At 69.6% G+C, this 24,764-nt stretch carries 25 protein-coding genes; 12 read left to right on the forward strand and 13 right to left on the reverse strand.

Translation table 11 applies throughout. The features are described from left to right. From ACYVOM_RS34260 to ACYVOM_RS34270, 3 genes are all read left to right on the forward strand, one after another. Positions 1-515 (forward strand): hypothetical protein (locus tag ACYVOM_RS34260; protein ID WP_460307739.1); only part of this gene is annotated, 515 nt, incomplete at its 5' end. Next, positions 512-1,513, forward strand: a complete 1,002-nt coding sequence (locus ACYVOM_RS34265) for a DUF6895 family protein (RefSeq protein WP_460307740.1) — start codon at positions 512-514, stop codon at positions 1,511-1,513. The genes ACYVOM_RS34260 and ACYVOM_RS34265, both read left to right, overlap by 4 nt. Positions 1,514-1,661: 148 nt before the next feature. Next, positions 1,662-2,186: a phenolic acid decarboxylase gene (locus tag ACYVOM_RS34270; RefSeq protein WP_460307741.1), complete on the forward strand. Its 525-nt coding sequence runs from the start codon at positions 1,662-1,664 to the stop codon at positions 2,184-2,186. A 28-nt stretch (positions 2,187-2,214) separates the two neighbouring features. Here the strand turns inward: ACYVOM_RS34270 and ACYVOM_RS34275 are convergent, their stop codons facing one another. Next, entirely contained in the window at positions 2,215-2,652 is a 438-nt protein-coding gene (locus ACYVOM_RS34275; RefSeq protein WP_460307742.1) for an ester cyclase, read from the reverse strand. A gap of 170 nt (positions 2,653-2,822) precedes the next feature. On the opposite strand from ACYVOM_RS34275, the gene ACYVOM_RS34280 reads away from it, so the two are divergent. Then, entirely contained in the window at positions 2,823-2,996 is a 174-nt protein-coding gene (locus ACYVOM_RS34280; protein WP_460307743.1) for a hypothetical protein, read from the forward strand. A gap of 194 nt (positions 2,997-3,190) precedes the next feature. Here the strand turns inward: ACYVOM_RS34280 and ACYVOM_RS34285 are convergent, their stop codons facing one another. Then, positions 3,191-4,174 carry an alpha/beta hydrolase family protein gene (locus ACYVOM_RS34285; RefSeq protein WP_460307744.1) on the reverse strand — a complete coding sequence of 328 codons (984 nt, stop codon included), beginning with the start codon at positions 4,172-4,174 and terminating at the stop codon, positions 3,191-3,193. A gap of 672 nt (positions 4,175-4,846) precedes the next feature. Here ACYVOM_RS34285 and ACYVOM_RS34290 point away from each other — a divergent pair. Together ACYVOM_RS34290 and ACYVOM_RS34295 are read left to right on the forward strand one after the other, a co-directional pair. Continuing rightward, complete coding sequence (locus tag ACYVOM_RS34290) at positions 4,847-5,818, forward strand: alpha/beta fold hydrolase (protein WP_460307745.1); 972 nt, start codon at positions 4,847-4,849, stop codon at positions 5,816-5,818. A gap of 527 nt (positions 5,819-6,345) precedes the next feature. Next, the gene (locus ACYVOM_RS34295; RefSeq protein WP_460307746.1) at positions 6,346-7,740 is read left to right on the forward strand and encodes an FG-GAP repeat domain-containing protein; all 1,395 of its coding nucleotides are present in this window, start codon (positions 6,346-6,348) and stop codon (positions 7,738-7,740) included. Between the two features lie 153 nt (positions 7,741-7,893). Here ACYVOM_RS34295 and ACYVOM_RS34300 read toward each other — a convergent pair whose 3' ends face one another. Continuing rightward, on the reverse strand, positions 7,894-8,145 hold the full coding sequence (locus ACYVOM_RS34300; protein WP_460307747.1) for a cytochrome P450: 252 nt from the start codon (positions 8,143-8,145) through the stop codon (positions 7,894-7,896). Here ACYVOM_RS34300 and ACYVOM_RS34305 point away from each other — a divergent pair. Together ACYVOM_RS34305 and ACYVOM_RS34310 are read left to right on the forward strand one after the other, a co-directional pair. Beyond that, positions 8,090-8,518: a hypothetical protein gene (locus ACYVOM_RS34305; protein ID WP_460307824.1), complete on the forward strand. Its 429-nt coding sequence runs from the start codon at positions 8,090-8,092 to the stop codon at positions 8,516-8,518. The two genes, ACYVOM_RS34300 and ACYVOM_RS34305, sit on opposite strands and share 56 nt — an antisense overlap. A gap of 573 nt (positions 8,519-9,091) precedes the next feature. After that, entirely contained in the window at positions 9,092-10,711 is a 1,620-nt protein-coding gene (locus ACYVOM_RS34310) for an ABC-F family ATP-binding cassette domain-containing protein (protein WP_460307748.1), read from the forward strand. Positions 10,712-10,790: 79 nt separating this feature from the next. Here ACYVOM_RS34310 and ACYVOM_RS34315 read toward each other — a convergent pair whose 3' ends face one another. Genes ACYVOM_RS34315 through ACYVOM_RS34360 form a run of 10 tightly spaced genes read right to left on the reverse strand, consistent with a single transcriptional unit; the run spans position 10,791 to position 20,073 of the window. Continuing rightward, on the reverse strand, positions 10,791-11,654 hold the full coding sequence (locus ACYVOM_RS34315; RefSeq protein ID WP_460307749.1) for an IS5 family transposase: 864 nt from the start codon (positions 11,652-11,654) through the stop codon (positions 10,791-10,793). 24 nt (positions 11,655-11,678) lie between these two features. Then, on the reverse strand, positions 11,679-12,539 hold the full coding sequence (locus tag ACYVOM_RS34320) for an alpha/beta fold hydrolase (protein WP_460307750.1): 861 nt from the start codon (positions 12,537-12,539) through the stop codon (positions 11,679-11,681). A 30-nt stretch (positions 12,540-12,569) separates the two neighbouring features. Continuing rightward, positions 12,570-13,427, reverse strand: a complete 858-nt coding sequence (locus ACYVOM_RS34325) for an alpha/beta fold hydrolase (protein ID WP_460307751.1) — start codon at positions 13,425-13,427, stop codon at positions 12,570-12,572. Then, complete coding sequence (locus ACYVOM_RS34330) at positions 13,427-14,593, reverse strand: acyl-CoA dehydrogenase family protein (RefSeq protein WP_460307752.1); 1,167 nt, start codon at positions 14,591-14,593, stop codon at positions 13,427-13,429. Before ACYVOM_RS34330 ends, ACYVOM_RS34325 begins: the two co-directional genes overlap by 1 nt. A 30-nt stretch (positions 14,594-14,623) precedes the next feature. Beyond that, entirely contained in the window at positions 14,624-15,502 is an 879-nt protein-coding gene (locus tag ACYVOM_RS34335) for a VOC family protein (RefSeq protein WP_460307753.1), read from the reverse strand. 31 nt (positions 15,503-15,533) lie between these two features. Beyond that, positions 15,534-16,730, reverse strand: a complete 1,197-nt coding sequence (locus ACYVOM_RS34340; protein WP_460307754.1) for a flavin reductase family protein — start codon at positions 16,728-16,730, stop codon at positions 15,534-15,536. After that, the gene (locus ACYVOM_RS34345) at positions 16,723-17,526 is read right to left on the reverse strand and encodes an ABC transporter ATP-binding protein (protein WP_460307755.1); all 804 of its coding nucleotides are present in this window, start codon (positions 17,524-17,526) and stop codon (positions 16,723-16,725) included. The genes ACYVOM_RS34340 and ACYVOM_RS34345 overlap by 8 nt, the downstream gene beginning before the upstream one ends. Then, a complete protein-coding gene (locus ACYVOM_RS34350) occupies positions 17,523-18,311 on the reverse strand; it encodes an ABC transporter permease (protein ID WP_460307756.1) in 789 nt (262 codons plus the stop codon). The genes ACYVOM_RS34345 and ACYVOM_RS34350 overlap by 4 nt, the downstream gene beginning before the upstream one ends. Continuing rightward, complete coding sequence (locus ACYVOM_RS34355) at positions 18,308-19,105, reverse strand: ABC transporter permease (protein ID WP_460307757.1); 798 nt, start codon at positions 19,103-19,105, stop codon at positions 18,308-18,310. Before ACYVOM_RS34355 ends, ACYVOM_RS34350 begins: the two co-directional genes overlap by 4 nt. Beyond that, positions 19,102-20,073 carry an ABC transporter substrate-binding protein gene (locus ACYVOM_RS34360; RefSeq protein ID WP_460307758.1) on the reverse strand — a complete coding sequence of 324 codons (972 nt, stop codon included), beginning with the start codon at positions 20,071-20,073 and terminating at the stop codon, positions 19,102-19,104. The genes ACYVOM_RS34355 and ACYVOM_RS34360 overlap by 4 nt, the downstream gene beginning before the upstream one ends. A 234-nt stretch (positions 20,074-20,307) precedes the next feature. On the opposite strand from ACYVOM_RS34360, the gene ACYVOM_RS34365 reads away from it, so the two are divergent. The 4 genes from ACYVOM_RS34365 to ACYVOM_RS34380 all read left to right on the forward strand — a co-directional run bounded on the left by ACYVOM_RS34365 (position 20,308) and on the right by ACYVOM_RS34380 (position 24,697). Continuing rightward, positions 20,308-21,075 (forward strand): IclR family transcriptional regulator, encoded by a 768-nt coding sequence (locus tag ACYVOM_RS34365; RefSeq protein WP_460307759.1) that lies wholly within the window; start codon positions 20,308-20,310, stop codon positions 21,073-21,075. A gap of 122 nt (positions 21,076-21,197) precedes the next feature. Then, positions 21,198-22,601: an MmgE/PrpD family protein gene (locus ACYVOM_RS34370; protein ID WP_460307760.1), complete on the forward strand. Its 1,404-nt coding sequence runs from the start codon at positions 21,198-21,200 to the stop codon at positions 22,599-22,601. A 64-nt stretch (positions 22,602-22,665) separates the two neighbouring features. After that, positions 22,666-23,505, forward strand: a complete 840-nt coding sequence (locus tag ACYVOM_RS34375; RefSeq protein ID WP_460307761.1) for an alpha/beta fold hydrolase — start codon at positions 22,666-22,668, stop codon at positions 23,503-23,505. A gap of 19 nt (positions 23,506-23,524) precedes the next feature. Then, positions 23,525-24,697 carry an acyl-CoA dehydrogenase family protein gene (locus ACYVOM_RS34380; protein WP_460307762.1) on the forward strand — a complete coding sequence of 391 codons (1,173 nt, stop codon included), beginning with the start codon at positions 23,525-23,527 and terminating at the stop codon, positions 24,695-24,697. The last annotated feature ends 67 nt before the right edge of the window (positions 24,698-24,764 follow it).

Here is a 24,764-nt window from a genome sequence, read left to right on the forward strand (position 1 = left end):
ACCTCGACCTACCCGCCGCCACCACCCACCTCTTCCCCCACCTCACCCCACCACCACCCGAACCACCGGGCCCCGACGCGGCACCGCTCACGGACTCCCCGCGCACCGCCCTCCACATCCCTTCCCAAGAGGTCCCTCCGCACCAGGCCGCCGGCCGGTGCCCGTTCCCCTTGACGGCACAGGAGTTGGGGAACGATGCCTGGCCGCGGCTGACGGCACGGCTGGCCGACCTGGCCGACTTCGCCGGACCCGCCACCGACCCGGCCGTGCTCCACCTGGTGGAGCAGCGGGCGCTCGACCTCGCTCGCGGATTCACCCGGGCGCTCATGCTGAGGGAGTGGCGCCGGGCCGCCGGGACCGCACGCTGGCTGGCCCTGTCCGGGAACGCGCCGGTGACCCTGCGGCTGGAGACCGGCATCGAGCACCTCGTCCAGGTCGCCCTCGCCCGGAATGACGTCGTCACCCTGCATCATCTGCAGGCCGCCCGCTCTCTGCTGAACCGGGAGGGCCCGTGAGCCGTCCGGTGTTCGACGAGATCGCAGAACACGCCATGCGCTGGCTGTACCAGCACTTCGACCGGATGCGTCTGAGCGGAGAACTCCGAACGTCCGAGCTCCTTCGAACATCCCTCGGGCAGGAGGGGGCACGCGCCTCGTGTGCCCACGGGCTCGATCTCACGGTGCTCCCGCACCGGCGTTCCGACGCCCTCGGCTGGGCGCAGGCCCTCAAGCCCCTCAGCGAGCTCCTCGTGGTCTGCGTGCCGGTTCTGAGCACGAGCGACCCCACCGGCGACCGGCACCGGCTCGCGCGCCACATGGTCGACGCGGTCTGGGAGGACTTCGGCGCCGGAGAGGTGCTGCACGACTTGCTGCGGGCTGAGCCCGGACTCACGAGTCTCCTCCCGATCTATGTCCTGCTGCGCCAGACGGGCAAGCGTCATGAAGGCGTCGAGCGCCTTGCCGCTCATCTCGCGACCACCCGCCACTGGGCGGCCTGGGAAGAACCCCGCTACCTCGCCCTGGAACGGCTGGCCACCCAGCGCGCCCTGGGCCTGTCCACGCACGCCGACGCGGAGGAGACCATCGCCGGAACCTGGCTCGGCCGCTTTCCGGAACCATGGCACCTCGACTACGAACACGCCTATGCCGTCACCCACACCGTGTTCTACCTGACGAACTGGGGCCTGCGGCCTTCGCATCTTCCCTCCGCCCTGGCCGGCTACCTCAGCGACTGGCTGCCCTGCTGGTCGCAGGTCTGGTGCGAGGAGAAGGACTGGGACCTGCTGGGCGAGCTCCTGGCCGTGGACGCCTGCCTGCCTCAGCCCGCTCTCGACGAACGGCTGTGGACCCATCTGGCCGAGGCCCAGCTCCCCGACGGTTCCCTGCCGGGGCTTCCACCCCACTTCGGCAGCTATGACCACCAGGGCGAAGACGCCTATCTCCGCGACCGCCACCCCACCGCCGTCGCAGCACTCGCCGCCACCCTGGCCTCCCACCGCACGACCAGAGCCTGAGGCTCATGCGGTCACCAACGTCTTGCCCGCATAGCAAGGCGGTTCGTCCTTTAGATCATCTTTGTCGGTCAAGACCGCTGTTGCGGAAAGTTTTGGGGCAAGCCCAACGAGAAGTCTCAGCGAAGGCCCGAAGGGAGGATGATCCTCAATGGTCGAGACGCCTGGACCCGCGCAGGATCTGTCGGCGATCGTCGGCACGCACTTCATCTACACCTACGCCAACGGCTGGCAGTATGAGTGGTATGCGCGGAACGAGAAGGAGTGCGACTACCGCATCCATCACGGCCTGGTCGGCGGCCGGTGGGTCACCCACCAGGCCGTCGAACTGACCCTGCTGTCGGAGGACGGGCAGTTCAAGGCCGACTGGCACGAGCCCACCGGCACCTGCGTCAGCCTCTTCTTCGACCTGCCGCGTCGCCGTCTGCACGGCACGATCTTCTTCCCGCAGTGGATCGGCGGTAACGGTCAGCATCCGGAGAAGACGATCTGCTTCCAGAACGACTTCATCGACGACATGCACCGCTTCCGCGACGAGGGCCCGGCCTACCCTTATGTCGTCATCCCCGAGTTCGCCACGATCACCTTCATGGAACAGGTCGGCCGCGACAACGACGACGTCATCAACATGGCCCCGGGCCAACTGCCCGACGGCTACACCGACCGCGCCAACTGACCTAGGCGTTCAATCTCGAGAAGCCCCGTCAGCCGCCGAGGCCTATCTGGCGCATCAAGCCGACCTGGTCGTAGAAGAGGTTCTCCTCCACGATCTGTCCGTTCTGCCAGCGGGCGACGGTACAGAAGTCCAGCTCGAAGGTCTTGCCGGTGGGAGGGATCTCCTTTCCGTCAGGTCCCTTCATCGGCCCGATCATCTTCCCGGTCCATCTGGCGACAGAGCAGGTCCAGTCGCCGTCAGCGAGCAGCACCTTGTACGGCCGGTTGTCCAGGTGGTTCTCGAAGGTCTTGAAGAATTCGATCGACTCCTGCCGATGGTTGTCGACGCCCCGCGTGGGTTCGGGCCGTCCCGGCCAGTACACCGCCGTGTCCTTGGCGTGACGTGCCTCGAAGGTGTCCCAGTCCTGACTGTTCCAGGCGTCATCCAGGGTTTGCATCAGCTCTTTGTGCTCATCTTCGATGCTCATCGGGCCCCGTTCGTCGTGCCGTGGCTGTCAAGACAGGTAATTCATGCCCGGCCCGACCATGGCCACACCACCACGCGATGCCAGCACATCTCACTGACCTGAGGTTTCGTCCCTCGTCAGTCGACCGGCCCGGTATCCGGGTCGCGATCGAACGCGGTGAAGGCCTGCTCGTGGAGCACCTGCAGCAGCTCGGCCTGCCGACCTACTGCGTCTCACCCGAGATCTCCGCACGAGCGAGGGAACGCTACCGGCTCTCCGCGACGAAGTTCGACGCGTTCGTCCTGGCCGACACGCTCCGCCGCGAGCACGGCCGCTGGAGGCGCTGCCGATCCCCTCACCGCTGACCGCGGAACTCACCGCGGTGACCCGCGCCTCCGGCCGAATGCACCAGGTCCGCTTCCGCTACGCCTGCAACAGACGCATGCGCCACGCCATCGACTGGTGGACCTTCACCTCCACCCGAGAAGTCGACTGGGCCGGCTATTGCAGGAGAACTGAAGGGGGCCGGCTTGCCGGCCCCCTTCGTTTCTGCTTCGGATCAGCTGTTGGGGATCAGGGCGGCGAGGGGCAGGGTGCCGCCCAGCAGTGCGGAGACGGTCGAGCCGCAGGTGGCGGGGGTGTCGGAGTTCGTGCAGTAGTGGGTGGCGGTGTAGGTGCCGGTGGCGAGGTCCTTGGCCCAGGTGGAGCCGAGGTCGCGTAGGCGCGCGGTGTTGGTGGTGGTCGGGGAGCATCCGGCGGCGAGGGTGCCGATCCAGTTGGTGTTCTCGCCCTCGACGTCGACGTGGCAGCTCGCGCCCGTCCCGGTGGTACCGGAGGCGCTGCTCCACAGGAGCTGGACGCCGACGAACCCGGCGCCGATGCTCGCGAGCGGCGCGAACGCGTTGTTGGAGCTGTTGATGAGGGCCGAGCGGGCGGCGACGGCCAGGACGGGCCGGGTGCCGCCGGCGGAGATGCCCTGGACGTTCGCGTCGAAGCCGGTGGCGGCGACCGGGTCGAACAGGACCGCGCCCTTGAAGTCGGCGTAGCCGTTGTCGGCCAGGCGCTTGCCGACGGCCGAGGCGAAGTGCCCGCCCGCGGAATGGCCGCCGACGATGTACTTGACCGGCAGCGGGTTGCCACTCGGCGGGGTGATGGTGCGGGCGGACAGCGCGTCGCCGACGGTGGCGGCCAGCGTCGGGTTCCCGCTGGCCATGCTGGCGTTGATGCAGAAGACCGCGACGCCCTTCTCGGCGATGGCCTTGCTGGTGCCGCGCACGTTGGCGCAGTTCCGGCTGAATCCGTGCTGGACGAGCATCAGCGCGCTGGGGGTGGTGGTCGGGAAGTACCAGTCTGTGCTGTAGGAGGTCCCGCCGATGCTGATCGACTCGTTGACGCAGGTGCTGGTGGCGGAGGAGTAACCCGAGCAGGCGGTGGCGGCCTGCGCGGTCGGCGCGACGAAGACGGACGCCACGAGGGCGCCGATCGCCGCCGCGACGGAGGCGACGACCCTGCGGCTGACGTTGACCTTCACTGTCTCTCCCATTGAATTCGCGGTGTGCGTGAACCCCGATGAGCCCCGGACCCGCCCTGCAAGACGGTCCAGCTGTTCGCGAGAAGGAAACTTCGTTCCGGAACGTAAGACATTGTTTCGCTCCACGCAAGATCCCGTGCGGCGAAATATGACCAGCCTCCCACCGCGATCCGGGTCCGGTCGCAGCCGTCGCCCCGCGCGTGGAGACTGGATGCAGGGGCGGTCCGGACACATCCCGCAGAACGTGGTGTCACTGCTCTTCTGCGGCCTGATCGGCCGGTTCGGGACCCGTCGGCGAGCCCCCTCTTTCACGCAGACCGCTGCGGCGCGCCTGATCGCGCTGCTCCGGTCGGCCTCGCCCCGAATGCCCGGCTCGTCCGGAAACGGCCTCGTGTAAGCGAGGCCACAGGCGCTCGGCGCCGCCGTTCCCGTGCCGGCCGTCCTTCGCGGAGGGGCGCGGACTCGTGGACGGCGTTCAGGCCGAGCCCGGCGTACGTGCTCCCTGGTGAACCAGGGTGCGCCGTCGGCGCGAGGGCGTCGTCGTCGTCCTTGGCCAGGACCGGCTCGGCGGTTTCGTTATCCAAGCGAGTCCAAAAACGGACTTGACTCGCAACGGTGAAAGATCGCTAATGGGGACCGCCATAGCGGTAACAACGTTTCGCAGAGTGGAACAACGGAGTGTTCATGCGCACTATCAGGATGCTCGCCACGACTTTGACGGGCGCGGCCGCTCTGGCCGTCCTGGTCTCCTCGCCCTCTTCCGCCGACGTCGCCGTCACCAAGGTCTCGACCACCGTCAACATCCCCTGCGCCGCCACCTCGGTGCCCCAGGGTGCCGACTGGTACCTGCCGGCCGGGACGCCCAAGGGCCTGATCTGGGTCCAGCACGGCTTCTCCCGGTCCAAGAACAACGTCGCCGACCTGGCCGGCAAGTACGCCGCCAAGGGGTACGTCGCCTTCGCCCCGACCCTCCCGACCGTGAACATCCTCGGCTGCACGCTGCAGAACCTCGGCAACAACACCGACTTCCTGGCGAACGTCGCCGCCCTGTTCGGCAACGCCTCCAACTCCAGCGGGCAGCTCGCCACGAGCTTCGCCGCGGCCAAGAACGCCGCGGGCCGCCCGTCGCTGACCCTGCCGACCAAGCTGCTGTTCTCCGGCCACTCGGCCGGCGGCGAAGCCGTCGCCTACGTGGCCGAGAAGGTCCGCACCAACCACCCGGCCGTCTTCGCCAACCTCAAGGGCCTGATCCTGCTCGACCCGGTCAAGTCCAACTCCGGCACGAACCTGGCCACCGGCATCTCCGGCCTCGACGCCACCGCCCTGGACATCAAGACGATCTCCGCCCCCGACGGCACCTGCAACAACTCCGGCACCGGAACCGACACCGTCCAGACCCTCCACCAGACCTTCGTCGGCACCCGCCTGCTGTCCGGCAGCCACGTCGACGCCGAAGGCGCCAGCGCCGACGCCATCGGCAACCTGGCCTGCGGCGCCTCCGACAGCGCCAACGTGACGATCCTGCAGACCCTCGCCGTCAACTGGGCCGTCGACGACCTCGAAGGAACCACCACCGCCGGCTACTACCCCGGCGGCACCTACTACAACAGCCAGATCGCCGCCGGCCGCATCGAAACCCTCGCCGGAACCCCCTGACCCGCACCGCACCGCAGCGCGGGCCGCCACCCGTCCGGGTGGCGGCCCGCCCCTGAGGAACACGCCCGCCAACTCCGCGACGACCCTTGCATGGGCCGGATCTCGCTTCGCCGGGGAGAACACCATCGCCGGTCCGCGGCGGCCCTCCGCCGAGTCTTGTGAAAACCCGATGAACAATCCGTGCGATTCTGCCGGGGCTGTCCAGAATCCGGACCGCCGCAGCATCAGGGCGGGTGCGGACGGGGCGCCTGGCCGCCGGTGCCTTCGCCGGGGCGGTACCGGCCAGAGCGGTGGCACGTTCTTCCCTGGTCCGCGGGGCGGGCGCGGCGGCGGGCTCCGGCGCAGGCCGGGGACGGGTGCGGCAGCGGTCGTCGTGGCCGCGGGCGTGCCTTGGCGGTGGAGCGGTCGACCGGGTCCGGGGCGAGAACAACGCCCCCGACAACTGTTCCCATTGAAGAAACACTATTCCGCACGACGGAACATAAGGTAAGCAGATCTCTCCTCATCCCCCCATGGAGGTGGCGCCCGTGCGCCCTGTTCGCCGTATCGCTCTGCCGCTCGCGGTGGGGCTCGCCTGCTGCGCGGCGCTCCCGGCCTCGGCCGCGGGAGCCCGCGTAGCCCTCGCGCCCACCGACCCGCCCGCACCCGCCTCCTTCACCCGGCACGTGGTGGACGGAGCCCTCCAGGGCGCGGCCTTCTCCGTCGCGTCCGACGTGTCCGGAGACCAGCGCCCTGAGGTCGTCGCCACGGGCTTCGGCAAGATCGTGTCCGGTGGGCCCGCCCCGTCCGGTGAGGTGGCCGTCTACAAGATCGGCGGCGACATCGACGCCTGGTCGAAGGAGCGCGTCTTCGGCCCGGAGGCGGGCATCGCCTACCCGAACGAGCCTTCCGTCGCCGACTTCGACCGCGACGGCGACGCCGACATCGCGGTCCCCGGCGGCTTCTTCATGTGCAGCCTTCAGCTGTGCGGCTCGCTGACCTGGTGGGAGCAGACCGGCGACGCCTGGAAGCGGCACGACATCGTCGCGCCCGGCACCCAGTTGATGTTCTACCACCGCGTGGTGCCCGTCGACTTCGACAAGGACGGCCGGCTCGACCTGGTCACCGTCGGCGAGTCCTTCCCCCTCCCGGCCTGGCCGATCCTCGGGCAGTTCCCCGCCAACGCCTGGGTCCAGGTGTTCAAGGGCTTGGAGGGCGGCGGCTTCTCCACCACCCCGGTCACCCTCGGCCCCGGCGGCGGCGCGCTGCCCGAGGTCGCCGACGTCGACGGCGACGGCGACCTGGACGTCGCCAGCGCCCAGTACTTCCAGGGCGGCGGCTCCTACATATGGCTGGAGACCGCCAAGAACGGCAAGTACGTCTCGCACGTCATCGACGCCACCCAGGGCAAGTCGATGCAGATCAAACTGGTGCGCAACCTCCGGGGCGACGGCAAGGACGTCTGGGTGGGCACCAACCACACCAACACCGCCTTCCTGCCCGAGATCTTCCGAGACCCGCCCTCCCAGGTCGTCACCTTCGACGTGCCGAGCGACAAGACCCGGCCGTGGACCCCGACCGCGGTGTCGTCCGGGCTGGTGTCGCGCGGGCGCGTGGGCCAAGGGGCGCCCGGTGTGTTCGGCGACGGCGACATCGACGGCGACGGCGACATCGACCTGCTGGTCTCCGGCGACGGCGACCCGCGCCTTTTCTGGCTGGAGCAGCGCGGCGACGGATCCTTCGCGACCCACGTCCTCGCCGAGGCCCACGGCCAAGCGGGCGGCGCGATCGTCGCCGACCTCGACCGCGACCGCCGCAACGACCTCGCCTTCTCGGTCTACGAGCTGAACTCCGTCGTGGTGTTCACCCGCTCAGGCGGCGGGGACGTCCCCGCCGAGCCCGATCAACCGGGTCAGGAGGACAGCCGGCACATGGGGTCATAGAACCCGCTGGCAGCTGACGAGGTGGAGCTCATCCAGCCTGATGCCTAACTGGTCGGTGGCCGCCGATGGTGCTGGCGTGCGCTTGGTGACGCTGTCGCCGACCGCTCACCGAACGCCTGCCCGGTCTGGTCATCCGCCCTGGCCCGCATCCTCTCACCAGGTCACGGGCATTTCGTAGACGCCGTACCCGACCCCGAGCCCGTCGCCCATCAACGGGAGATCGCCGAGGTCGACGCCGAGGGCCAGCGTCGGGATTCGGCGGAACAAGGTGGCGAGAACGACCTGGAGCTCCAGCCGGGCCAGCACCTGGCCAGCGCACTGGTGTGCGCCGAACCCGAACGGTAAGGTGATGGCTGGCGTCGCGGTGCAGGTCGAGGACCCCGGCACCGGGGTACGCCCGCTCATCACGGCTGGCGATCTCGTCTGGGAACACCAGGCCCTCACCGGCCCGGATGACCTCCCCTGCGATCTCGATGTCCTCCAGGGCCAGGCGGCGGCGGCCGGCCCGGGCGGCGGCCCCCACATAACGCAGCAGCTCTTCGACGGCTGTGGCGATCCCGGGCTCGTCGGCATCCTTCAGCACTGCGAGCTGCCCCGGATGCAGGAGAAGGGCCAGCGTGGCCAGCGAGATCATGCTGGCGGTGGTCTCGTGCCCTGGCGGATGCGGACGCGTCCCGAGCCGAGACCGTTCTGGACGCCGATGCCGAACTCTCCACCCGATCGGGAACCGTTAGGCGTGCGGGCATTGCTCATTTCGTCTCTGTTCCGTCCTACCTAGACATCGGGTCCTTTCATCCTCTGGCGGTGGGTTTGCTGGTCAGAGGATGGCCGCGAGTGGTGAATCGTCCAGTAACGCAGAAAGACCCCTGGTGGATGTGTTGGTCACCAGTGCCATGCGATGAATGTGCAGGTCATCTCCGTCCCGATGAACGGATCCCATGGGCTTCGGGCGCTATGCCCAGGACCCGGGACCTGACCGCCGCCCGCCTATGGCGTCATCCGCGCTTTGGCTGAAACCGGACTGATCGTCTTGCCGGACAGGGCGCGCCAAGGAGCGGGAAGCCACATCGTCACGTCCTGCAAGGGCAGGAGCGGGCCCCCGGAAAGAAGCAGGCCGACCGCTCCCACGCCGAGCTCTGCGGACCCGGCGAACACACGGCTCGAATCACGAAGCATTCCGCACCGGCTGCCCCGGCAAGGCCGACCCCTGGTCAAAGCCAACACCGCCCTGCAAAACCACCAAGCCGCTCAAGCCACCCAAGGAGGAAATGGCTCAATCTGCACGGCGCTGGTCTTGCCGCACGGTCGTGCAGGGATGCAGCGGTCCGGCGTATGGGCGAGGATAGCGGCCATGGGTCACCTGGAGGTCGCGCATGTCGACTACTACCTGCCAGATGGGCGGCTGCTTCTGGCCGACGCCAGCTTCCGAGTCGGGCAAGGCGCGGCCGTGGCCCTGGTCGGGCCGAACGGAGCCGGGAAATCCACCCTGATGCGGCTGATCGCCGGGGAGCTGCAGCCTGACGACGGCACGATCACCACCAGCGGCGGCCTGGGCGTCATGCCGCAGGTCATCGGTTCGGTCCGCGACGACCAGACGGTCCGGGACCTGCTCGTCTCGGTCGCCCAGCCGACCGTCGCCGCGGCGGCGAGGGCGGTCGACACGGCCGAAATGGCGATCATGGAACGTGACGACGAGTCCGCGCAGATGGCGTACGCGCAGGCGCTGAGCGACTGGGGCGACGCGGGTGGATACGAGGCGGAGAACCTCTGGGACATGTGCACGATGGCCGCGCTCGGCGTGCCATATGACAGATGCCAATGGCGGGACGTGCGGACCCTGTCCGGTGGCGAGCAGAAGCGCCTGATTCTCGAGGCGCTGCTGCGGGGCCCCGACGAGGTGCTGCTCCTCGACGAGCCCGACAACTACCTGGACGTGCCGGGTAAGCGCTGGCTGGAGGAGCAGCTGCGAAGCACCGCGAAGACCGTACTGTTCATCTCGCACGACCGTGAGCTGCTGTCGGTGGCCGCCGACATGGTCGCCAGTGTCGAGCCCACGCCCAGCGGCTCCCAGGTGTGGGTGCATGGCGGCGGGTTCGCGTCCTTCCACGAAGCGCGCGAGCGGCGTTTCGAGCGGTTCGAAGAACTACGCCGCCGCTGGGACGAGAAGCACGCCCAGCTGAAGAAGCTCGTGCTGGACATGCGCCAGTACGCGGCGCGCAGCGACGCGATGGCGTCCCGGTACGCCGCGGCCCAGACCCGGCTGCGGATGTTCGAGGAGGCCGGACCGCCGCCGGAGCCGCCCCGCAAGCAGGACATCAAGATGCGGCTGCGCGGCGCCCGCACCGGGCTGCGATCCCTCACCTGCCAGGACCTGGAGCTGACCGGGCTGATGCACCCGTTCAAACTGGAGGTCTTCTACGGCGAGCGGGTCGCGGTGCTCGGCTCCAACGGCTCGGGGAAATCGCATTTCCTGCGGCTCCTGGCCGGCCAAAATGTCGCCCACACCGGCGCCTGGAAGCTCGGCGCACGAGTCGTCCCCGGGTTCTTCGCCCAGACGCACGCTCACCCCGAGCTGCAGGAGCGGGCGTTGGTCGACATCCTCTGGGATGAGCATGCCAGGGACCGCGGTGCGGCGATGAGCGTGCTGCGCCGCTACGAACTGGAGCGCCAGGGAGACCAGCCGTTCGGCAAGCTCTCGGGTGGCCAGCAGGCTCGCTTCCAGATCCTGCTACTGGAGCTGGAAGGCGCGACGGCGTTGCTGCTCGACGAGCCCACCGACAATCTCGACCTGGAATCCGCCGAGGCCCTGCAGGAGGGCCTGGAGTCCTACGAGGGCACGGTGCTGGCGGTCACCCACGACCGTTGGTTCGCCCGCACCTTCGATCGTTTCCTCGTCTTCGGCGCTGACGGCACCGTCCGCGAGACCACCGAACCCGTCTGGGACGAGGCCCGGGTCAAGCGCGCCCGCTGACCCGTTTTCGTGCCAGAGCGGCTCCAGCTCAGAAACCGCTGAATTCCCCGGGTACCATTCCTCACTTAATGCTGATAATTTACAAAACATAACACCTGGCCATGGAGATAGGACAGTAACGTCTTCGCAGGCGAAGGTTCCTGACCTGGAAGCCACGGAAGTCCCGTTCTTTCTTTCCGATGCCCAGGACGGCCGGCTGTCCGCTGGATCCGGCACCTGGGCTCGCCGAGTTGCAGGCGCAGGCGCCGCTAGGCCCTGTCTGATTATTCGCGGGTCCAGAGGATGAGGCTGGGGCCAGCAGGATGCCTGCCTGGTAGCGGCTGGCCAGCTTGTCGTATCTGGTGGCGATGGCTCTGAACTGCTTGAGGCGGTTGAAGCAGCGCTCGACCTGGTTGCGGTCGCGGTAGAGGGTGGTGTCGAAGGCGGGTGGCCGTCCGCCGCGGCTGCCTTGGCGCAGCCGGTTGGCGCGCTGGTCGCGGCGTTGCGGGATGACGGGCTTGATGCCTCGTTCGCGCAGGTGCAGGCGGATGCGTCGGGCTGCGTAGCCCTTGTCGGCCAGCAGCGCCGCCGGTCTGGTGCGGGGCCGTCCGCCGTTCGGCCGGCGGACGCGGATGCGGGCCATGAGCGTTTCGAACACGGTTGAGTCGTTGACGTTCCCGCCGGTCACGAGCACCGCCATGGGCAGGCCCCGGCCCTCCACGACCAGGTGCGTCTTGCTGGTCAGCCCTCCGCGGGAGCGGCCGATCCCTTGTCTGGAAAGCGCCTTGCCGTGATCATCCTGTCCGATCGTCCCCCGCAGGGCCCCCCTTTTGCGGGGCTCCCGCCGAATGCTGATGGGCGCTGCCGGATGCGCGGTGACGTCGTCGACCCGGGCGCCGTCGATGTACAGGATGCGCCCGTCCCTCAGGCTCGCGAGGTATTCGGCGCCCGAACGAAGTCCCATCGTGTCACTCCTTGTCGTGGGGGATCAGTGACCGAGCAGGAAGTCGAGGTGGATCCGGTTGAAGGTCTCGGTCTGCTCGTACTGGGGCCAGTGACCGGCGTTCTCGATGACGGCGAGGCGTCCGCGCGGGATCAGGTCGGCGATCCTGCGGCCCTCGTCCACGGGGCCCGACGGGTCCTTGGTCGTCCAGACGACCAGCGCCTCGGCCTGGATGGCGCGCAGGTCGTCGTCGCTGAGCATGTTGCGCTTCCTGGTCTCCGGGTCCTGCAGCGCCATGTTCATCCGGCAAGCCATCTTCCAGTCCGGCTGCTCGAAAATCGCCTGGCGCGTTCTGATGAGATCGTCGGTGACCATCGACGGGTCGGCCATCAGCCATTCCAGCCGTGCCTTGACCCGCTCCCAGGACGGGTCCTCCGCGGCCTCCGTCGACAGCGTCAGCAGCCGTTCCATCACTTTGGGGTTGGCCATCGTGCCGCCCATGGTGTTGAGCACGATCCGCTCGGTGCGTTCGGGGTGCAGCTGCGCGAACCGTGCGGTCACCCAGCCGCCGAGGGACTCGCCGCTGAACGACGCGCTGTCGTGGCCGAGCGCGTCGAGGACCCGGTTGACCTGGTCGAGGTAGTGCGGGATCTCCAGCGGGTGCACGGGCTTGGTGGAGTAGCCGTGGCCGATGAAGTCGATCGCGTAGCAGTTGAAGTGCTCGGCGTGCGCGGCGAGGTTCCGCACGTACGCCTCGGCGTGCCCGGTGATGCCGTGCAGCAGGAGCAGCAGCGGCTTGTCCGGGCTGCCCGCCTGGAGGAACCGGGTGCGGTACGGCCCGGCGTCGAGGTAGCCCTGCCGGAACTCGACCTGGGCCAGGTCGGACCAGACGCTCGTGTACATCATCTTCTTCTCCTTGGGTCTCGTCCGGCGAGATCAGGCCGCGGCGCGTTCGGCGACGAATCCGAGCACCAGGCGGGGGAACTCCGAGGCCCGCTCGTAGGGCACCCACAGGCCTGTGCGCTTGAACAGGTGAAGTTGGGCGTTGGGGATCTGCTTGAGTAGGAAGAGGGCGTTGTCGAAGCCTTGCACCCGGTTCTCGGTGCCCCAGACGATCAGCGTCGGCGCGGTGATCCCGCCCAGTTCCCGCCACAGCGGCTCGGCAGGCACGCCCGCGGACTCGGCGCCGGCCCGGCGCTCCTCGCCGCCCGCGACCGACTCCAGATACCGCTCCTCGACGAGTTCGTCGGTGACCAGTGCCGGGTCGAACATCATCATCCGGAGGTAGGCGCGCATCTTCTCCCGCGACGGGCCCTCGCCCGCGTAGTAGGAGCGGATGGCCTTCTGCCCCTCGGACGGCGTCATGCTGAACAGGGGGACGCCGCCGGCGCTGGAGACGAGGACGAGGCGGTCGACGCGTTCGGCGTGGTACAGGGCCATAGCGATCGCGACGGCACCGCCGGTGGCCAGGCCGACCACGGTCGCCCGCTCGATGCCCAGTTCCGACAGCATCGCGGCGAACACGTCGGCGTAGGGCAGGTACTTGCCGCCGGACAGGTCGATGGCGTCGGACCTGCCGTAGCCGGGCAGGTCGACGACCAGCACCCGGGTATGCCGGGACAGTTCCTCGACCGACGTTCCGAAGTTGCCCCAGCCTGAGGCGCCGGGCGCTCCGCCGTGGACGCACAGGAGGACTTCAGGCCCGGTGCCCGCCTCGTGGTAGTGGATGCGGGCACCGGCGACGGTGACGAACCGGGACGTCGACTCCCGGGTGAACGGTTCTCCCGCGGTCATCAGACCTTCACCGCCGCGGGCATCTCGCCGCCGAAGTGGTCCATGCCGTAGGCCTGGTACAGCGGGCCCGCGTAGTTCTGCACGTGGTGCAGGGCGCTCTGGCAGTCCCGCCACATGCGCTGCATCGGGTTCTTGGCGTGCAGCTGCGAACCGCCGCTGACCTTGAAGATCTCGTCGGCCGCCGCGGCCGCGCGGTGCGAGGCGGAGACCTGGTTGCGGCGGATCTCGGCACGCTCGGACAGGGTGAGCAGCCGTCCGGAGGAGACGATGTCGAACGCCCGGTCCATGTCGTGCAGGACGTGGCCGATGCTCGCGTCGATGTCGGCGGCGGCAGGGGCCAGCACCGAGAGCTGGAACGGGTCGCTGCTGGCGGAGCCGAACCTGCTGCTGCGCTCCCTGGTCCACTTGACGTACGCGGCGAGGGTGCCCTGCGCCAGCGCGATCGTCGCCGTGGTGACGGCGCCGGAGAACATGGCGTTCCGCGGCATCGCGTACAGCGGCGCCTCCCTGCCGGTGCTGGCGCCGGCGCTGCCGTCGGTGATCGGGTCGGTCCTGATCAGACGGTACTCGGGCACGAACGCGTCCTTGACGACGATGTCCTTGCTGCCGGTGCCGCGCAGGCCCATGACATCCCAGGAGTCGTGCATGATCTCGTAGTCGCTGCGTGGGAGGACGAAGTGGATCGTCTTCCGGTCGGTGACGTTGCCCTCCTGATCGGTGATCAGGCCTCCGATCATCACCCACTGGCAGTGGTCGGTGCCCGAGGAGAACGGCCAGCGCCCGTTGAAGACGTAGCCGCCGTCGACCGGCCGCGCCCTGCCCATCGGGGCGTACGGCGAGGCGACCCACGTGTCGGGGTCCTCGCCCCAGATCTCGCGCTGCATCCGCAGGTCGCCGAGGGCGAGCTCGTGCGGGTGCACGCCGACGACTCCGGTGACCCACCCTGCTGCGCCGTTGCGCGCGCCGATCTCGAAGGCGGTGCGCAGGAAGTCGGTCGGGTGGGCCTCAGAGCCGCCGAAGTCACGGGGCTGGAGCATCCGGATCACCCCGGACTCGCGCAGCACGGCGGCGACCTCGTCGCTGACCCGGCCGAGGTCCTCGGAGACGGGCCCGTCGTTCTCGAGCAGTTCGGCGTGCTGCATCACGCGGTCAAGCACGGCGTTCATGGCGCCTTCCTTTCTGGTGTGGCGATCAGGTCAGTGGTGATCGACGGAGTGGTGGCCCCAGAAGTGCGCGGTGTCATACCGCGTGGGCGTCCACGTCTCGTCGTCGATCTTGATGCCGCCGGTGCCGAACTCGAGTCCCACATCGGACGGGGTCAGCAGGTAGAAGCTCGTCATCCGGTCGTTGCTGTGTCGGCCGAACGTCTTCAGCAGCCGGTGCGGCTCCTTCTCGATGTGCTCGATCGCCCGGCCGACGACGTCGAGGTCGGTGACCTCGAGCATGAAGTGGCCGACGCCGAGCGGGCGGCCCTCGACCTTGGGGGTGAAGGCGAAGGAGTGGTGGCGCGGGTTGCAGTGCGTGAACGTCGCGACGAGGCCGGGCGCGAGGTCGATGTGGTCAGAGAGCCGGAAGCCGAGCACGTCGAGGAAGAGCGACTCGTAGCGGGCGCGGTCGGAGACGACCTGCAGCACGTGCCCCAGTCCTTCGGCCCCGGCGACGAACTCGGCGCCGATCGGCGAGGCGAAGCGCGCCTGCGCGGTGCTCAGGCCCCAGAAGATCTCGTGGTCGTAGCAGTCGTCGGGGTCGCGGAACCGGATCAGGTCCGAGACCATCCGCTCCTTGGCGATCGCCTCTCCCGGCCGGGTCACCTCGTATCCCGAGGCCTTGAGGCGCGCTTCGAGTTCGGCGAGTTCGGCGGGGCCCCTGGTCTCCCAGCCGACGGCGGAGACTCCGCCCCGCTCACCGGGGCGCACTTCGAGCCGGTAGGCCTTCTCGTCGATCCGGAGCAGCAGCCGGTCGTCGCCCCTGCGGCCGGCCATCATCCCGAGCACCCGCTGGCCGAAGTCCTGCCAGTGGTCGAGGTCGGTGGCCGTGAGCTGCAGATAACCCAGGGAGGTGACTCTGGCGGTCATGGTCTGTCCTTTCCGTCGGATGTGCTCGGGTTCAGCCCAGCACCCGGTCCTTGCCGAACCTGATCTGGATCAGGTCGGCGACCTCAGCGGCGCGGGTGCGCACCTGTTCGGCCCAGCGGGCGACGGTCCTGCCATCGGCTCTCACAGGCGGTGAGGTCATCCGGACCGCCAGCCGGGGAACCCCGGCCAGCGGCACCGCCACGGTGATGGAGCGGACGTCGTAGGTGCCGTCGGGGTCGAGGTCGGGCTCGTAGTTGTCGAGGTTGGCGAGGTGCATGGAGAGCACCTGGCGCTGGCGCCGGGGGGTCGGCTCGCCGTGGATGTAGAGGATGACGTCCTCCCAGGTCTCCTGGTCGGGGCCGTCGCCGATGAGGCAGAGCGAGTGGCCCTGCGCCGCGACCCGTTCCGCGATTTCCCGGCAGCGCTCCCGCGCCGCGACGTCCTTGCGCGGGAGCCTGTCGAGCCAGCGGCCGAGGGCCTCCTCGTCGCGCGGGTCGAGATGGACGACGCCCGTGGGCGGCAGGAGCGGCAGCCGCAGGCCGATCTCCAGGTAGGTGCGGGTGTTCGAACCGTGCTCCGTGCCGATCACCACGTCGTGGTCGCCGATCAGCGCGAGCAGCGACACGTCGGCGGACTCCTCGGCCGCCAGTGCGGCGAGCGGCTCCATCGCTGCTTCGCTGAGCCGGGCGGCGCGGATCAGGTCGTGGTCGGTCGGCGCCAGGGACGACGAGGACGCGAACCCGCCGAAGCCGCCCTGGAAGAAGAGCAGCGGGCAGGTCGGCCGCTGCACCTCGAGCGAGCGGACGTCGCCGAGCACGATGTAGTGGTCGCCCGCCTCGACCAGCTGGTGGTAGGCGCAGTCGATCCAGGCGACCGAGTCGTTGAGGATCGGCGCCCCCGACGGCGAGGGCCGCCACTGGACGTCGGCGAACGACTCGGTGCCGCGCCAGCTCGTGATGAGGCCCGCCTGGTCGGCGGCGAGCACGTTGACGCAGAAGGCTTCGGCCTCCCGGAGCCGGGCGAAGGTGCGCGAGCCGCGGTCGGGCATGAAGGCCACGAGCGGCGGGTCGAGGGAGACCGAGGTGAAGGTGCCCACCACCATCCCGACCGGCTCGTCGCCGAGGGTCGCGGTGATCAGTGCGACCCCTGTCGGGTAGTGGCCGAGCGCCTCACGGAACAGCTGCGGGTCGATGACGGTCGGGGCGGTGCCCGTGGTCGGCTCAGACATCGCGGATCAGCCGGTAGACGTGGCCGCGCAGCTCGGCGAACCGAGGGAGCGCTTTGGTGGCGACCTGCTCGCGCGGGCCCAGCAGGTCCACGGTGAGCAGGTCACGGATCCTCGCGGGCTTCCCGCCCAGGGCGAGCACCCGGTCGGAGAGGTAGACGGCCTCGTCGATGTCGTGGGTGACCAGCAACACGGTGATGCCGAGGTGCTCGCGGACCCGCAGCAGCAGGTCCTCAAGGTCGGCCCGGGTCTGGGCGTCCACCGAGGCGAACGGCTCGTCCATCACCACCGCGGCCGGCCGGTAGGCCAGCGCCCGGGCGATCGCGACGCGCTGCTGCATGCCGCCGGACAGCTGCCAGGGATAGGAGCCGGTGAAGTCGGCAAGCCCGACTTCGGCCAGAGCCTCCCGGGCGACGCGCACGCGCTCGTCCTTGGCCACGCCCGCGGAACGCAGCGGCAGCACGACGTTGTCGAGCACGCTGAGCCAGGGCATCAGCGACCGGCTGTAGTCCTGGAAGACGATGGCGAGGCCGCTCGGCGGCGCGTCGATCCTCCGTCCCTTGAACAGCACCTCGCCCTCGCTGGGGCGGCGGAGCCCGGTCAGGCACTCCAGGAGCGTGGTCTTGCCGACGCCCGAGGGGCCGACGATGCACATCAGCTCGCCGGCGCCGACCTCGAAGTCGAGGTCCTTGAGCACCCGGTGGTCGCCGTAGCTGTGGCCGAGCCCGCGGACCTGCATGAGGGGTGTGGCGGCGCCGGTGCCCGGCGCGTCGGTGTCCGTGATGTTCTGCGCCTTCATCGCTGATCATCCTTCTGCTTGGTGTATGCGCGGTGCCAGGCCAGCGCCCAGGACTCGACCAGGCCGAACGCCTTGTTCGCCGCGTAGCCGATCAGTCCCAGGACGATCAGGCCGGTCCACATCGCGACGATGTCGAACGTGCGCTGGGAGTCCAGGACGAAGTACCCGAGCCCGCCCGGGCTGCCGAGCATCTCCGTGAGCACCATCGCCACCACGGACATCGACAGCGCGACCCGGGCGCCGGCGAAGATCTGGGGCATGGCGGCGGGGACGGTGATGTACCGGATCCGGTGCCATGTGCTGAGCCGGTAGCCTGCCGCGACCTTGTGCAGGAGCGGGTCCACCGACCGCACGCCCTCTACCGTGTTGAGCAGGACGGGCCAGAGGGAGACGAAGGCGATCGTGACGATCTTCATGTCGTCGCCGGTGCCGAGGAGCAGCATCATGATCGGGAGCAGTGCCACGCTCGGCAGCGCCCGCATGATCTCCGTCAGAGGCCGGGTCGCGTCCTCCAGCGCCGGGGCCGAGCCCAGCAGCAGACCGAGGAGGACCGCCGCGGCGGCTCCGAGGGTGAAACCGGCGACCAGCCTGATCACGCTGGGCAGCGCGTCGTCGACGAGATGGTCGAAGAACCACAGGTCGACGAACCGATCGGTGATCTCCGACAGCGCCGGCCAGTAGAAAGAGGTGCTTCCGGCGCTGACCAGCCACCAGGCGGCCAGCAGCACCACCGGCAGCCAGATCTCCCACAGGACGACGGAGACGACTTTCCGCACCCGGCTCATTCGGCGCCTCCCTTGCGGACCGAGGGGTGCCACCACAGCACGCGACGCTGAAGCAGCACGAAGATCAGATTGAGCAGCAGGCCGAGGAAGGCCGCCGTGAACGAGAAGACCAGTGCCCGGTCGGTGGCATTGACCTGCATCGCCTGGAGCAGCAGGTAACCGAGGCCGTCGGAGCCGCCGAGGAACTCCGAGCTGATCGCCATCAGCAGAGAGAGCGTCGCGGCGATCCGCAGACCGACGAAGACGAAGGGCAGCATCGACGGCACCACCAGGTAGCGCAACCGGTGCCACCGGGAAAGGTGGTAGGCCCGCGCGACCCGGCGCAGCTGCGGCGTGATCTCCGCGACCGCGTAGGAGGTCTGGATGATGACCGGCCACACCGCCGAGACCATGATCAGTGCCAGGCCCAGTCCGCGGGTCGCGCCGAAGAGCAGCAGGAACAGCGGCAGCAGCGCGACCGCGGGAACCGTGCGGCCGAAGTCGATGATCAACTGGGTGCTGCGCCGGGCCGGGGCACTGGAGCCGATCAGCAGCCCCACCGGGAGGCCGACCAGCACGGCGAGTGCCAGGCCGATCAGGGCGGTCTCGATCGAGGTGGCGATGTTCGACCAGTACGCGCTGGTCCCGGCCTGATCGAGAGCGGCGTCGAGGCCGTCCAGCGGGGTGGGGAAGCCGCTGGAAGAGCCGGGCCCGATGGAGAACAGGTACCAGACGGCGAAGGCGGCGAGGATCGCCAGCAGCCGGTTGGCCGCACGGCGTACGCCGAAGGACGGCGCGGTCTGGGTTCTCGTCACGGCCGGACCAGCTTCTCGGCGTCCGGTGCCGTCTTCTCGAACAGGTCGTACTTGCCGAGGTACTTGATCGAGAACTCGAGGTCGGCGGCGGTCAGCGGCTTCTCGGCGTAGACCGGGAACGCGGCCTTCTCCAGGAGGGCGGGATCGGCGTTCAGAACCCTGGCGGCCGTCTTCACCAGCAGCGCGTGGTCGTCGTTCACCGCGGCGTTGCCCTCGCGGACCGCCTCGGCGAAGGACTTCACGAGCTCCGGGTTCGCGTCGGCGAAGGCGCGGGTGGCGATCCACACGTAAGCGATGCCGCCGCCACCGGAGTTGACCGGGCCCAGCGGGCGCAGGTCGCCCTTGGCGCGCTCCACGGAGCCGATCGGCTCGGAGGTGGTAGTGGCGTCGACCTGGCCGGACTTCAGGGCGGCGAGGGTGTCGGGCGACTCGACGAACTCGATGGAAGCACTGTCGCCGCCCGCCGCGTCGACGGAGCCGCGCAGGTCGACCCAGGGCTGGCTCTTGATCTGCGGCACGCCCACGGTCTTGCCGGTCAGGTCGGCCAGCGACTTGACCGGAGAGTCCTTCTTGACCCACACGTTGGCGAAGCTGAAGTCCTCCTGGCCCTTGGGAATGCCGCCGTTGGTCGCACCGGCGATGTAGACCAGGTCGACGCCGCGGCCCGCGGCGACCAGGGAGGTGGCGGTGTCGACGAGGGCGAGATCCACCTTGCCGCCGAGCAACTGGGGGACCATCTCGGTCGAGGTCTTGGCCGTGCTGATCTTCACCTTGATGCCGTGCTCGGCGAACACGCCGGTGTCGTCGGTGGCGAAGGCGGGGACGCCGTTGAGCGAGGCGAACGCCGCGAGGTCGAGCTGCCCCTCGGCCGCGGCGTCCGAGCCGGAGCCGTCGGAAGAGCAAGCGGAGACCAGGGCCAGCGCGGCGACGGTGGTCGCGGCGAGGGCGCGAAAACGAGTGGCAACCATGAGAGTCCAGTCCTCCTGTTGTGCCCGAGCGTGCGGCACGTTCGGAAGATGCGTGCGTGACGGGCAGAAGGAACAGTGGCAAAGCGGATGGCGTCCTGGGCGCAATGCCTCACCAGGCGGAATTTCATTCCAGAGAACCTGTAACTTTGACGTAATGAGCCAGGTCACGTATGTTCCGTGCGTCCGAAGCGGGGTCGACCCACGAAACATCCGCGGAGGCCAGGGGAGCCGACAATGAGCGAGATCCACGGCAGGCGCAGCGTCCTGGCGCGCGCCTTCGACATCCTCGGCTGCTTCCCCGGCGGCGAGCCCGAGCGTTCCGTCGCCGAGATCTGCGCGGCGACCGACCTCCCCCCGGCGACCGTGCACCGGATGCTTGCCACGCTCTCCGAGCACGGCGCGATCGAGCGGTCAGGCCGCGGCCGGTACCGGCTCGGCTCCCGCCTGTGGCGACTCGGGCACGGCGTCCCGGACATCAGGCTGCTGCGCGACTGCGCCCGCCCGGGCCTCGTCGACCTCCACGCCAGCACCCGGTTGCCCGTCGCCCTGGTCACCCGCGAGGGCGACCGGCTGCACATCATCGACAAGATCGCCGGCCGGAGCACGGTCCACGTCTGGGAACAGCTGGGCGCACCCGCCCTCGACGAGCATCCCGCAGGCCTGGTCCTCCTGGCCTGGGGCCGTGATCCCGACCGCCATCCCGCGACCCGCCCGCTGAGCGACGAGCAGCGGTTCGCCTGGCGGCAGACACTCGCCGAAGTGCGGCGGATCGGCTTCGCGCACTCTCCCACCGGGGCGCAGTACACCTCCCCGCTGGTCTGGGCGGCCGCGCCCGTCTTCGCCGAGGATCAGACGGTGAACACCTGTGTGGTGATCGGTGGCCTCCGGGACAAGCACCCGCCGGTGTCCCTGGGGCGTCTCGCCCGGACCACCGCGCGTGACATCTCGGCGGGCCTGCGCACCGGCCTCGACGAGGCAGCGTTCGGCGGAACCCGCGCGTGAGCGAGCCGTCCGCCAACTCGCTTTCCGCTGGATGCGAGTTGCGGACCGCTCGGGGCCGGGTCCTCTGAGACTGGTGACCGCGGGTCGTCGTCGGCCCGCGGCCCACCACCGAGAGGACATCCGTGAGCGTCGCCCCCTCCGTGCCGCGACAGGGCGGCGCCACCGCGCAACTCGTCGACTTCGTCTGCGAGCCTGTCCGCCGCGCCGACCCCGCCACCCGGGACGCCCTGCGCGGCTTGATCGTCGACACGGTCGGCGTCGCCGTCGCCGGCCGCACCACGCCCGCGGCCACGCTGGTCCGCGAGTGGGTCGAGGACCAGGCGTGTCCCGACCCCGCCGTGCGGACGGGGACGGCCGCTGTGTGGGGCTCGGCGAGCAGGCTCGGCCCAGCCGACGCCGCCCTGGTCAACGGCACTGCGGCACACGCGCTGGACTGGGACGATGCCGCCCCCTCCATGGCGATGCACCCCGCCGCGGTCCTGCTGCCGACGCTCTTTGCGCTCGCCGCGCGCCGTCCGGTGACCGGCGGCCGGCTCGACGCCGCCTACAGCGTCGGCTCCGCCGCCTTCCGCGCGATCTCCGAGATCCTTCCGCACGCCGTCCACTACGGCCGGGGCTGGCACAACACCTCCACCACCGGACGGCTGGCCGCCGTCGCCGCAGGCGGTGCGCTGCTCGGCCTGGGCCGCGAGGCCACCGCCCACGCCCTGGGCATCGCCGCCTCCCAGGCCGCTGGCAGCCTCGCCAACTTCGGCACGATGACCAAGCCGATGCACGCGGGGCTCGCGGCCCGGGACGCCGTGATGGCCCTGGGGCTGGCCAGCCGCGGTTTCACCGCCCACCCCGCCCAGCTCGAGGCCCGCGGCGGCTTCCTCGACCTCTTCGGCGACCACGACCCGGAGCGCTCGGCGGTCCTCGGCGAGCGGCTTGAGCACTGGGTGACCGGCTGGGTCGACGACTACGCGATCAAGGCGTACCCCTCATGCTTCGCCACCCAGCGCGCGATCGACGCGGGGCTCTCTCTGCGCGAAGAGCTCGGCGCCGACGTGGACCGCATCTCGCGGATCGAGGTGACCCTGGAGCACGGCGGCACCCGCCCGCTGCGGGACACCGCTCCGAGCAACGGCCTGGAGGCCAAGTTCTCCCTGGAGTACACCCTCGCCGTCGCCCTCATGACCGGGAACGTCATGCTCGGCGACTTCACCGACGAGGCGCTGAAGCGGCGCGGCGTGGCCGAGCTCATGGGCCGGATCGACGTCGCCGAACGGCCGCCCGCGCAAGAGCGGGGCCACACCGTCGTCAGGCTGCGCACCGACGCCGGCAGGCTCCTGGTCCGCACCGTCCACCACTCGCGCGGCGATGCGCGCATGCCGCTCTCCCTTGCCGAGCTGGCCGCCAAGTTCCGCCAGTGCGTAAGCGAGGAACGGGCGCACGAGTCATGGTTCGAGGCGCTCCACGCCCTCCCGCTCTCCGACGAACCGCGCGATCTGCAGCCGCTTCTCTCCGGTCCTCTCACCCACGGCTGACCTACAGCCGGTCCTCCTCAGCCTCGCCGCATGACACCCCCTCTGACACCTGGAGATATGAATCATGACCGACACCTTCACCGAGGAATCGACGAGTCGCTTCGTGCGGCTCCCCAGCGGGCGCGTCCACTACCACGAGTACGGCGAAGGACACCCGCTCGTCCTGCTGCACGGCTCCGGACCCGGCGCGACCGGCTGGAGCAACTTCGCGCCGAACATCCGCGAACTGGGCAGGCGTTTCCGCTGCCTGGCCGTCGACATGCCAGGCTGGGGCAAGTCCGACCCCGTCGGCTACGACGAGCGCGACCACGCTGCGACCGCGCTGGAGTTCCTCGACGCGCTGCAGATCGAGGAGGCGGCGTTCATCGGCAACTCCATGGGCGGCGCAACCTCGATCATGTTCGCCGCCACCCACCGGGAGCGGACCAGCCACCTGATCACCATGGGGGCGGGGGTCGGCGGTGCGCACCTCTACGTTCCCGGCGGCGGGCCGAGCGAGGGCGTCAAGGTACTGCAGCGCACCTACCGCGAACCCAGCGAGGAGAACTTCCGCGACCTGGTCGACGTCATGACCTTCGACCCGGCTCACGCCTCGGCCGACCTGGTCAGGCAGCGCCACCAGGCCGCGGTCGCGCGCCCCGATCACCTCGCCAACTTCGCCGCGGGGATCGGCAGGCCGCGCCCGCACATGGCCACGCACGCCGAGATCGCCGGCATCACGGCTCCGTCGCTGTTCTTCCACGGCCGTGACGACCGGGTCGTGCACTACGAGAGCTCGCTGAAACTGGTCTCCCTGGTGCCCGGCTCCCGGATGGTGCTGCTGGCGGACTGCGGCCACTGGGCACAGCTCGAGCACGCCGGCGAGTTCAACCGCACGGTCACCGACTTCCTCCTCCACAACTGAAGAAGAGAGGGCTTCTGCCATGCACGAGGTACACGAGCGGATTCTGGCCAGGGCCGAGGAGATCGGTGCGGAGGCCGCGCCGAGCGACGCGCTGGGCAGGCTCACCGACAAGGCGGCAGACGTGCTGCGCGCCAGCGGTGTCATGCGGATGCTCCAGCCGGTGGAGTTCGGCGGCTACGAGGCGGACCCCGTCACGTTCTTCCGCACTCAGCGTGACATCGGTGTCCGGTCCTCCTCCGCAGGTTGGGTGGCGGGCGTCGTCGGCGTCCACGCCTTCGAGGTCGCCCAGATGAGCCCCCTCCTCCAGAAGGAGATCTGGGGCGAGGACCCCGACACCTGGATCGCCTCGCCGTACGCCCCGCTGGGGCGCGCGACCCCGGTCGAGGGCGGGTACCGGTTCAGCGGACGCTGGCCGTTCTCCTCGGGCACCGACCACTGCCGGTGGATCATCCTCGGCGGCCTGATCGTGGACGAGGACAGCAGGCCCGTCCCCGGCGGGCTGCGCCACTTCGTCCTTCCCCGGGCCGACTACGAGATCCTCCAGGACTCCTGGGACGTCGTCGGGCTGCGCGGCACCGGCAGCAAGGACATCCTGATCGAGGACAAGTTCATCCCCGAGCACCGGATCCTCGACCCGGTCCCGATGGAGGACGGCGGCCTCTCCGATCAGGTCGGCCGCGGCGACTCGCCGCTGTACCGGATGCCGTTCCACCCGATGTTCACTGCGGGCATCACCACGGCGACGGTCGCGATGGCACAGGGCGCGCTCGCGGCGTTCGTCGCCTCGATGCGCGGCCGGGTCACCGCGCGCGGGGTGAAGACCGCGAGCGACCCGCACCAGCTCGCCGTGCTCGGCAGGGCGATCGCCGACCTGGAGGCGGGCGAGATCCAGCTCTTCGACGACATCGAGCGGATGTGGGAGCGGGCGCAGCGCAACGAACGGTTCACACCCGAGGAGAGGCTGCGGGTACGCCGCAACCAGGTCCGCATCAGCCGCCGCGCGGTCGACGCCGTGGACGAGCTGTTCCTGCACGCGGGCGGCACCGCGCTGCGCAGCGACTCCGCGTTGCAGCGGTTCTGGCGCGACATCCACGCCGCGATGAACCACGCCAGCAACAACGCGGACCCGATCTACCAGGCCTACGGCCTGAACTCCTTCGGCCACTCGCCGCCGCCGTCGGTGCTCTACTGAGGCGTTCCGGGCCGCGCCCGTCCTCGGAGACCGAGGGGAGCGGGACAGACCGCTGTCTGTCCCGCTA

It is taken from the genome of Actinocorallia aurea, from assembly GCF_054783995.1.

What these genes read in the sequence shown, in the direction of transcription:
- ACYVOM_RS34270 (WP_460307741.1), top strand. Translation starts at nt 1,662, where the DNA reads ATGGTCGAGACGCCTGGACCCGCGCAGGATCTGTCGGCGATCGTCGGC.
- ACYVOM_RS34275 (WP_460307742.1), bottom strand. Translation starts at nt 2,652, where the DNA reads ATGAGCATCGAAGATGAGCACAAAGAGCTGATGCAAACCCTGGATGAC.
- ACYVOM_RS34285 (WP_460307744.1), bottom strand. Translation starts at nt 4,174, where the DNA reads ATGGGAGAGACAGTGAAGGTCAACGTCAGCCGCAGGGTCGTCGCCTCC.
- ACYVOM_RS34290 (WP_460307745.1), top strand. Translation starts at nt 4,847, where the DNA reads ATGCGCACTATCAGGATGCTCGCCACGACTTTGACGGGCGCGGCCGCT.
- ACYVOM_RS34305 (WP_460307824.1), top strand. Translation starts at nt 8,090, where the DNA reads ATGGCTGGCGTCGCGGTGCAGGTCGAGGACCCCGGCACCGGGGTACGC.
- ACYVOM_RS34300 (WP_460307747.1), bottom strand. Translation starts at nt 8,145, where the DNA reads ATGAGCGGGCGTACCCCGGTGCCGGGGTCCTCGACCTGCACCGCGACG.
- ACYVOM_RS34310 (WP_460307748.1), top strand. Translation starts at nt 9,092, where the DNA reads ATGGGTCACCTGGAGGTCGCGCATGTCGACTACTACCTGCCAGATGGG.
- ACYVOM_RS34315 (WP_460307749.1), bottom strand. Translation starts at nt 11,654, where the DNA reads ATGGGACTTCGTTCGGGCGCCGAATACCTCGCGAGCCTGAGGGACGGG.
- ACYVOM_RS34320 (WP_460307750.1), bottom strand. Translation starts at nt 12,539, where the DNA reads ATGATGTACACGAGCGTCTGGTCCGACCTGGCCCAGGTCGAGTTCCGG.
- ACYVOM_RS34325 (WP_460307751.1), bottom strand. Translation starts at nt 13,427, where the DNA reads ATGACCGCGGGAGAACCGTTCACCCGGGAGTCGACGTCCCGGTTCGTC.
- ACYVOM_RS34330 (WP_460307752.1), bottom strand. Translation starts at nt 14,593, where the DNA reads ATGAACGCCGTGCTTGACCGCGTGATGCAGCACGCCGAACTGCTCGAG.
- ACYVOM_RS34335 (WP_460307753.1), bottom strand. Translation starts at nt 15,502, where the DNA reads ATGACCGCCAGAGTCACCTCCCTGGGTTATCTGCAGCTCACGGCCACC.
- ACYVOM_RS34340 (WP_460307754.1), bottom strand. Translation starts at nt 16,730, where the DNA reads ATGTCTGAGCCGACCACGGGCACCGCCCCGACCGTCATCGACCCGCAG.
- ACYVOM_RS34345 (WP_460307755.1), bottom strand. Translation starts at nt 17,526, where the DNA reads ATGAAGGCGCAGAACATCACGGACACCGACGCGCCGGGCACCGGCGCC.
- ACYVOM_RS34350 (WP_460307756.1), bottom strand. Translation starts at nt 18,311, where the DNA reads ATGAGCCGGGTGCGGAAAGTCGTCTCCGTCGTCCTGTGGGAGATCTGG.
- ACYVOM_RS34360 (WP_460307758.1), bottom strand. Translation starts at nt 20,073, where the DNA reads ATGGTTGCCACTCGTTTTCGCGCCCTCGCCGCGACCACCGTCGCCGCG.
- ACYVOM_RS34365 (WP_460307759.1), top strand. Translation starts at nt 20,308, where the DNA reads ATGAGCGAGATCCACGGCAGGCGCAGCGTCCTGGCGCGCGCCTTCGAC.
- ACYVOM_RS34375 (WP_460307761.1), top strand. Translation starts at nt 22,666, where the DNA reads ATGACCGACACCTTCACCGAGGAATCGACGAGTCGCTTCGTGCGGCTC.
- ACYVOM_RS34380 (WP_460307762.1), top strand. Translation starts at nt 23,525, where the DNA reads ATGCACGAGGTACACGAGCGGATTCTGGCCAGGGCCGAGGAGATCGGT.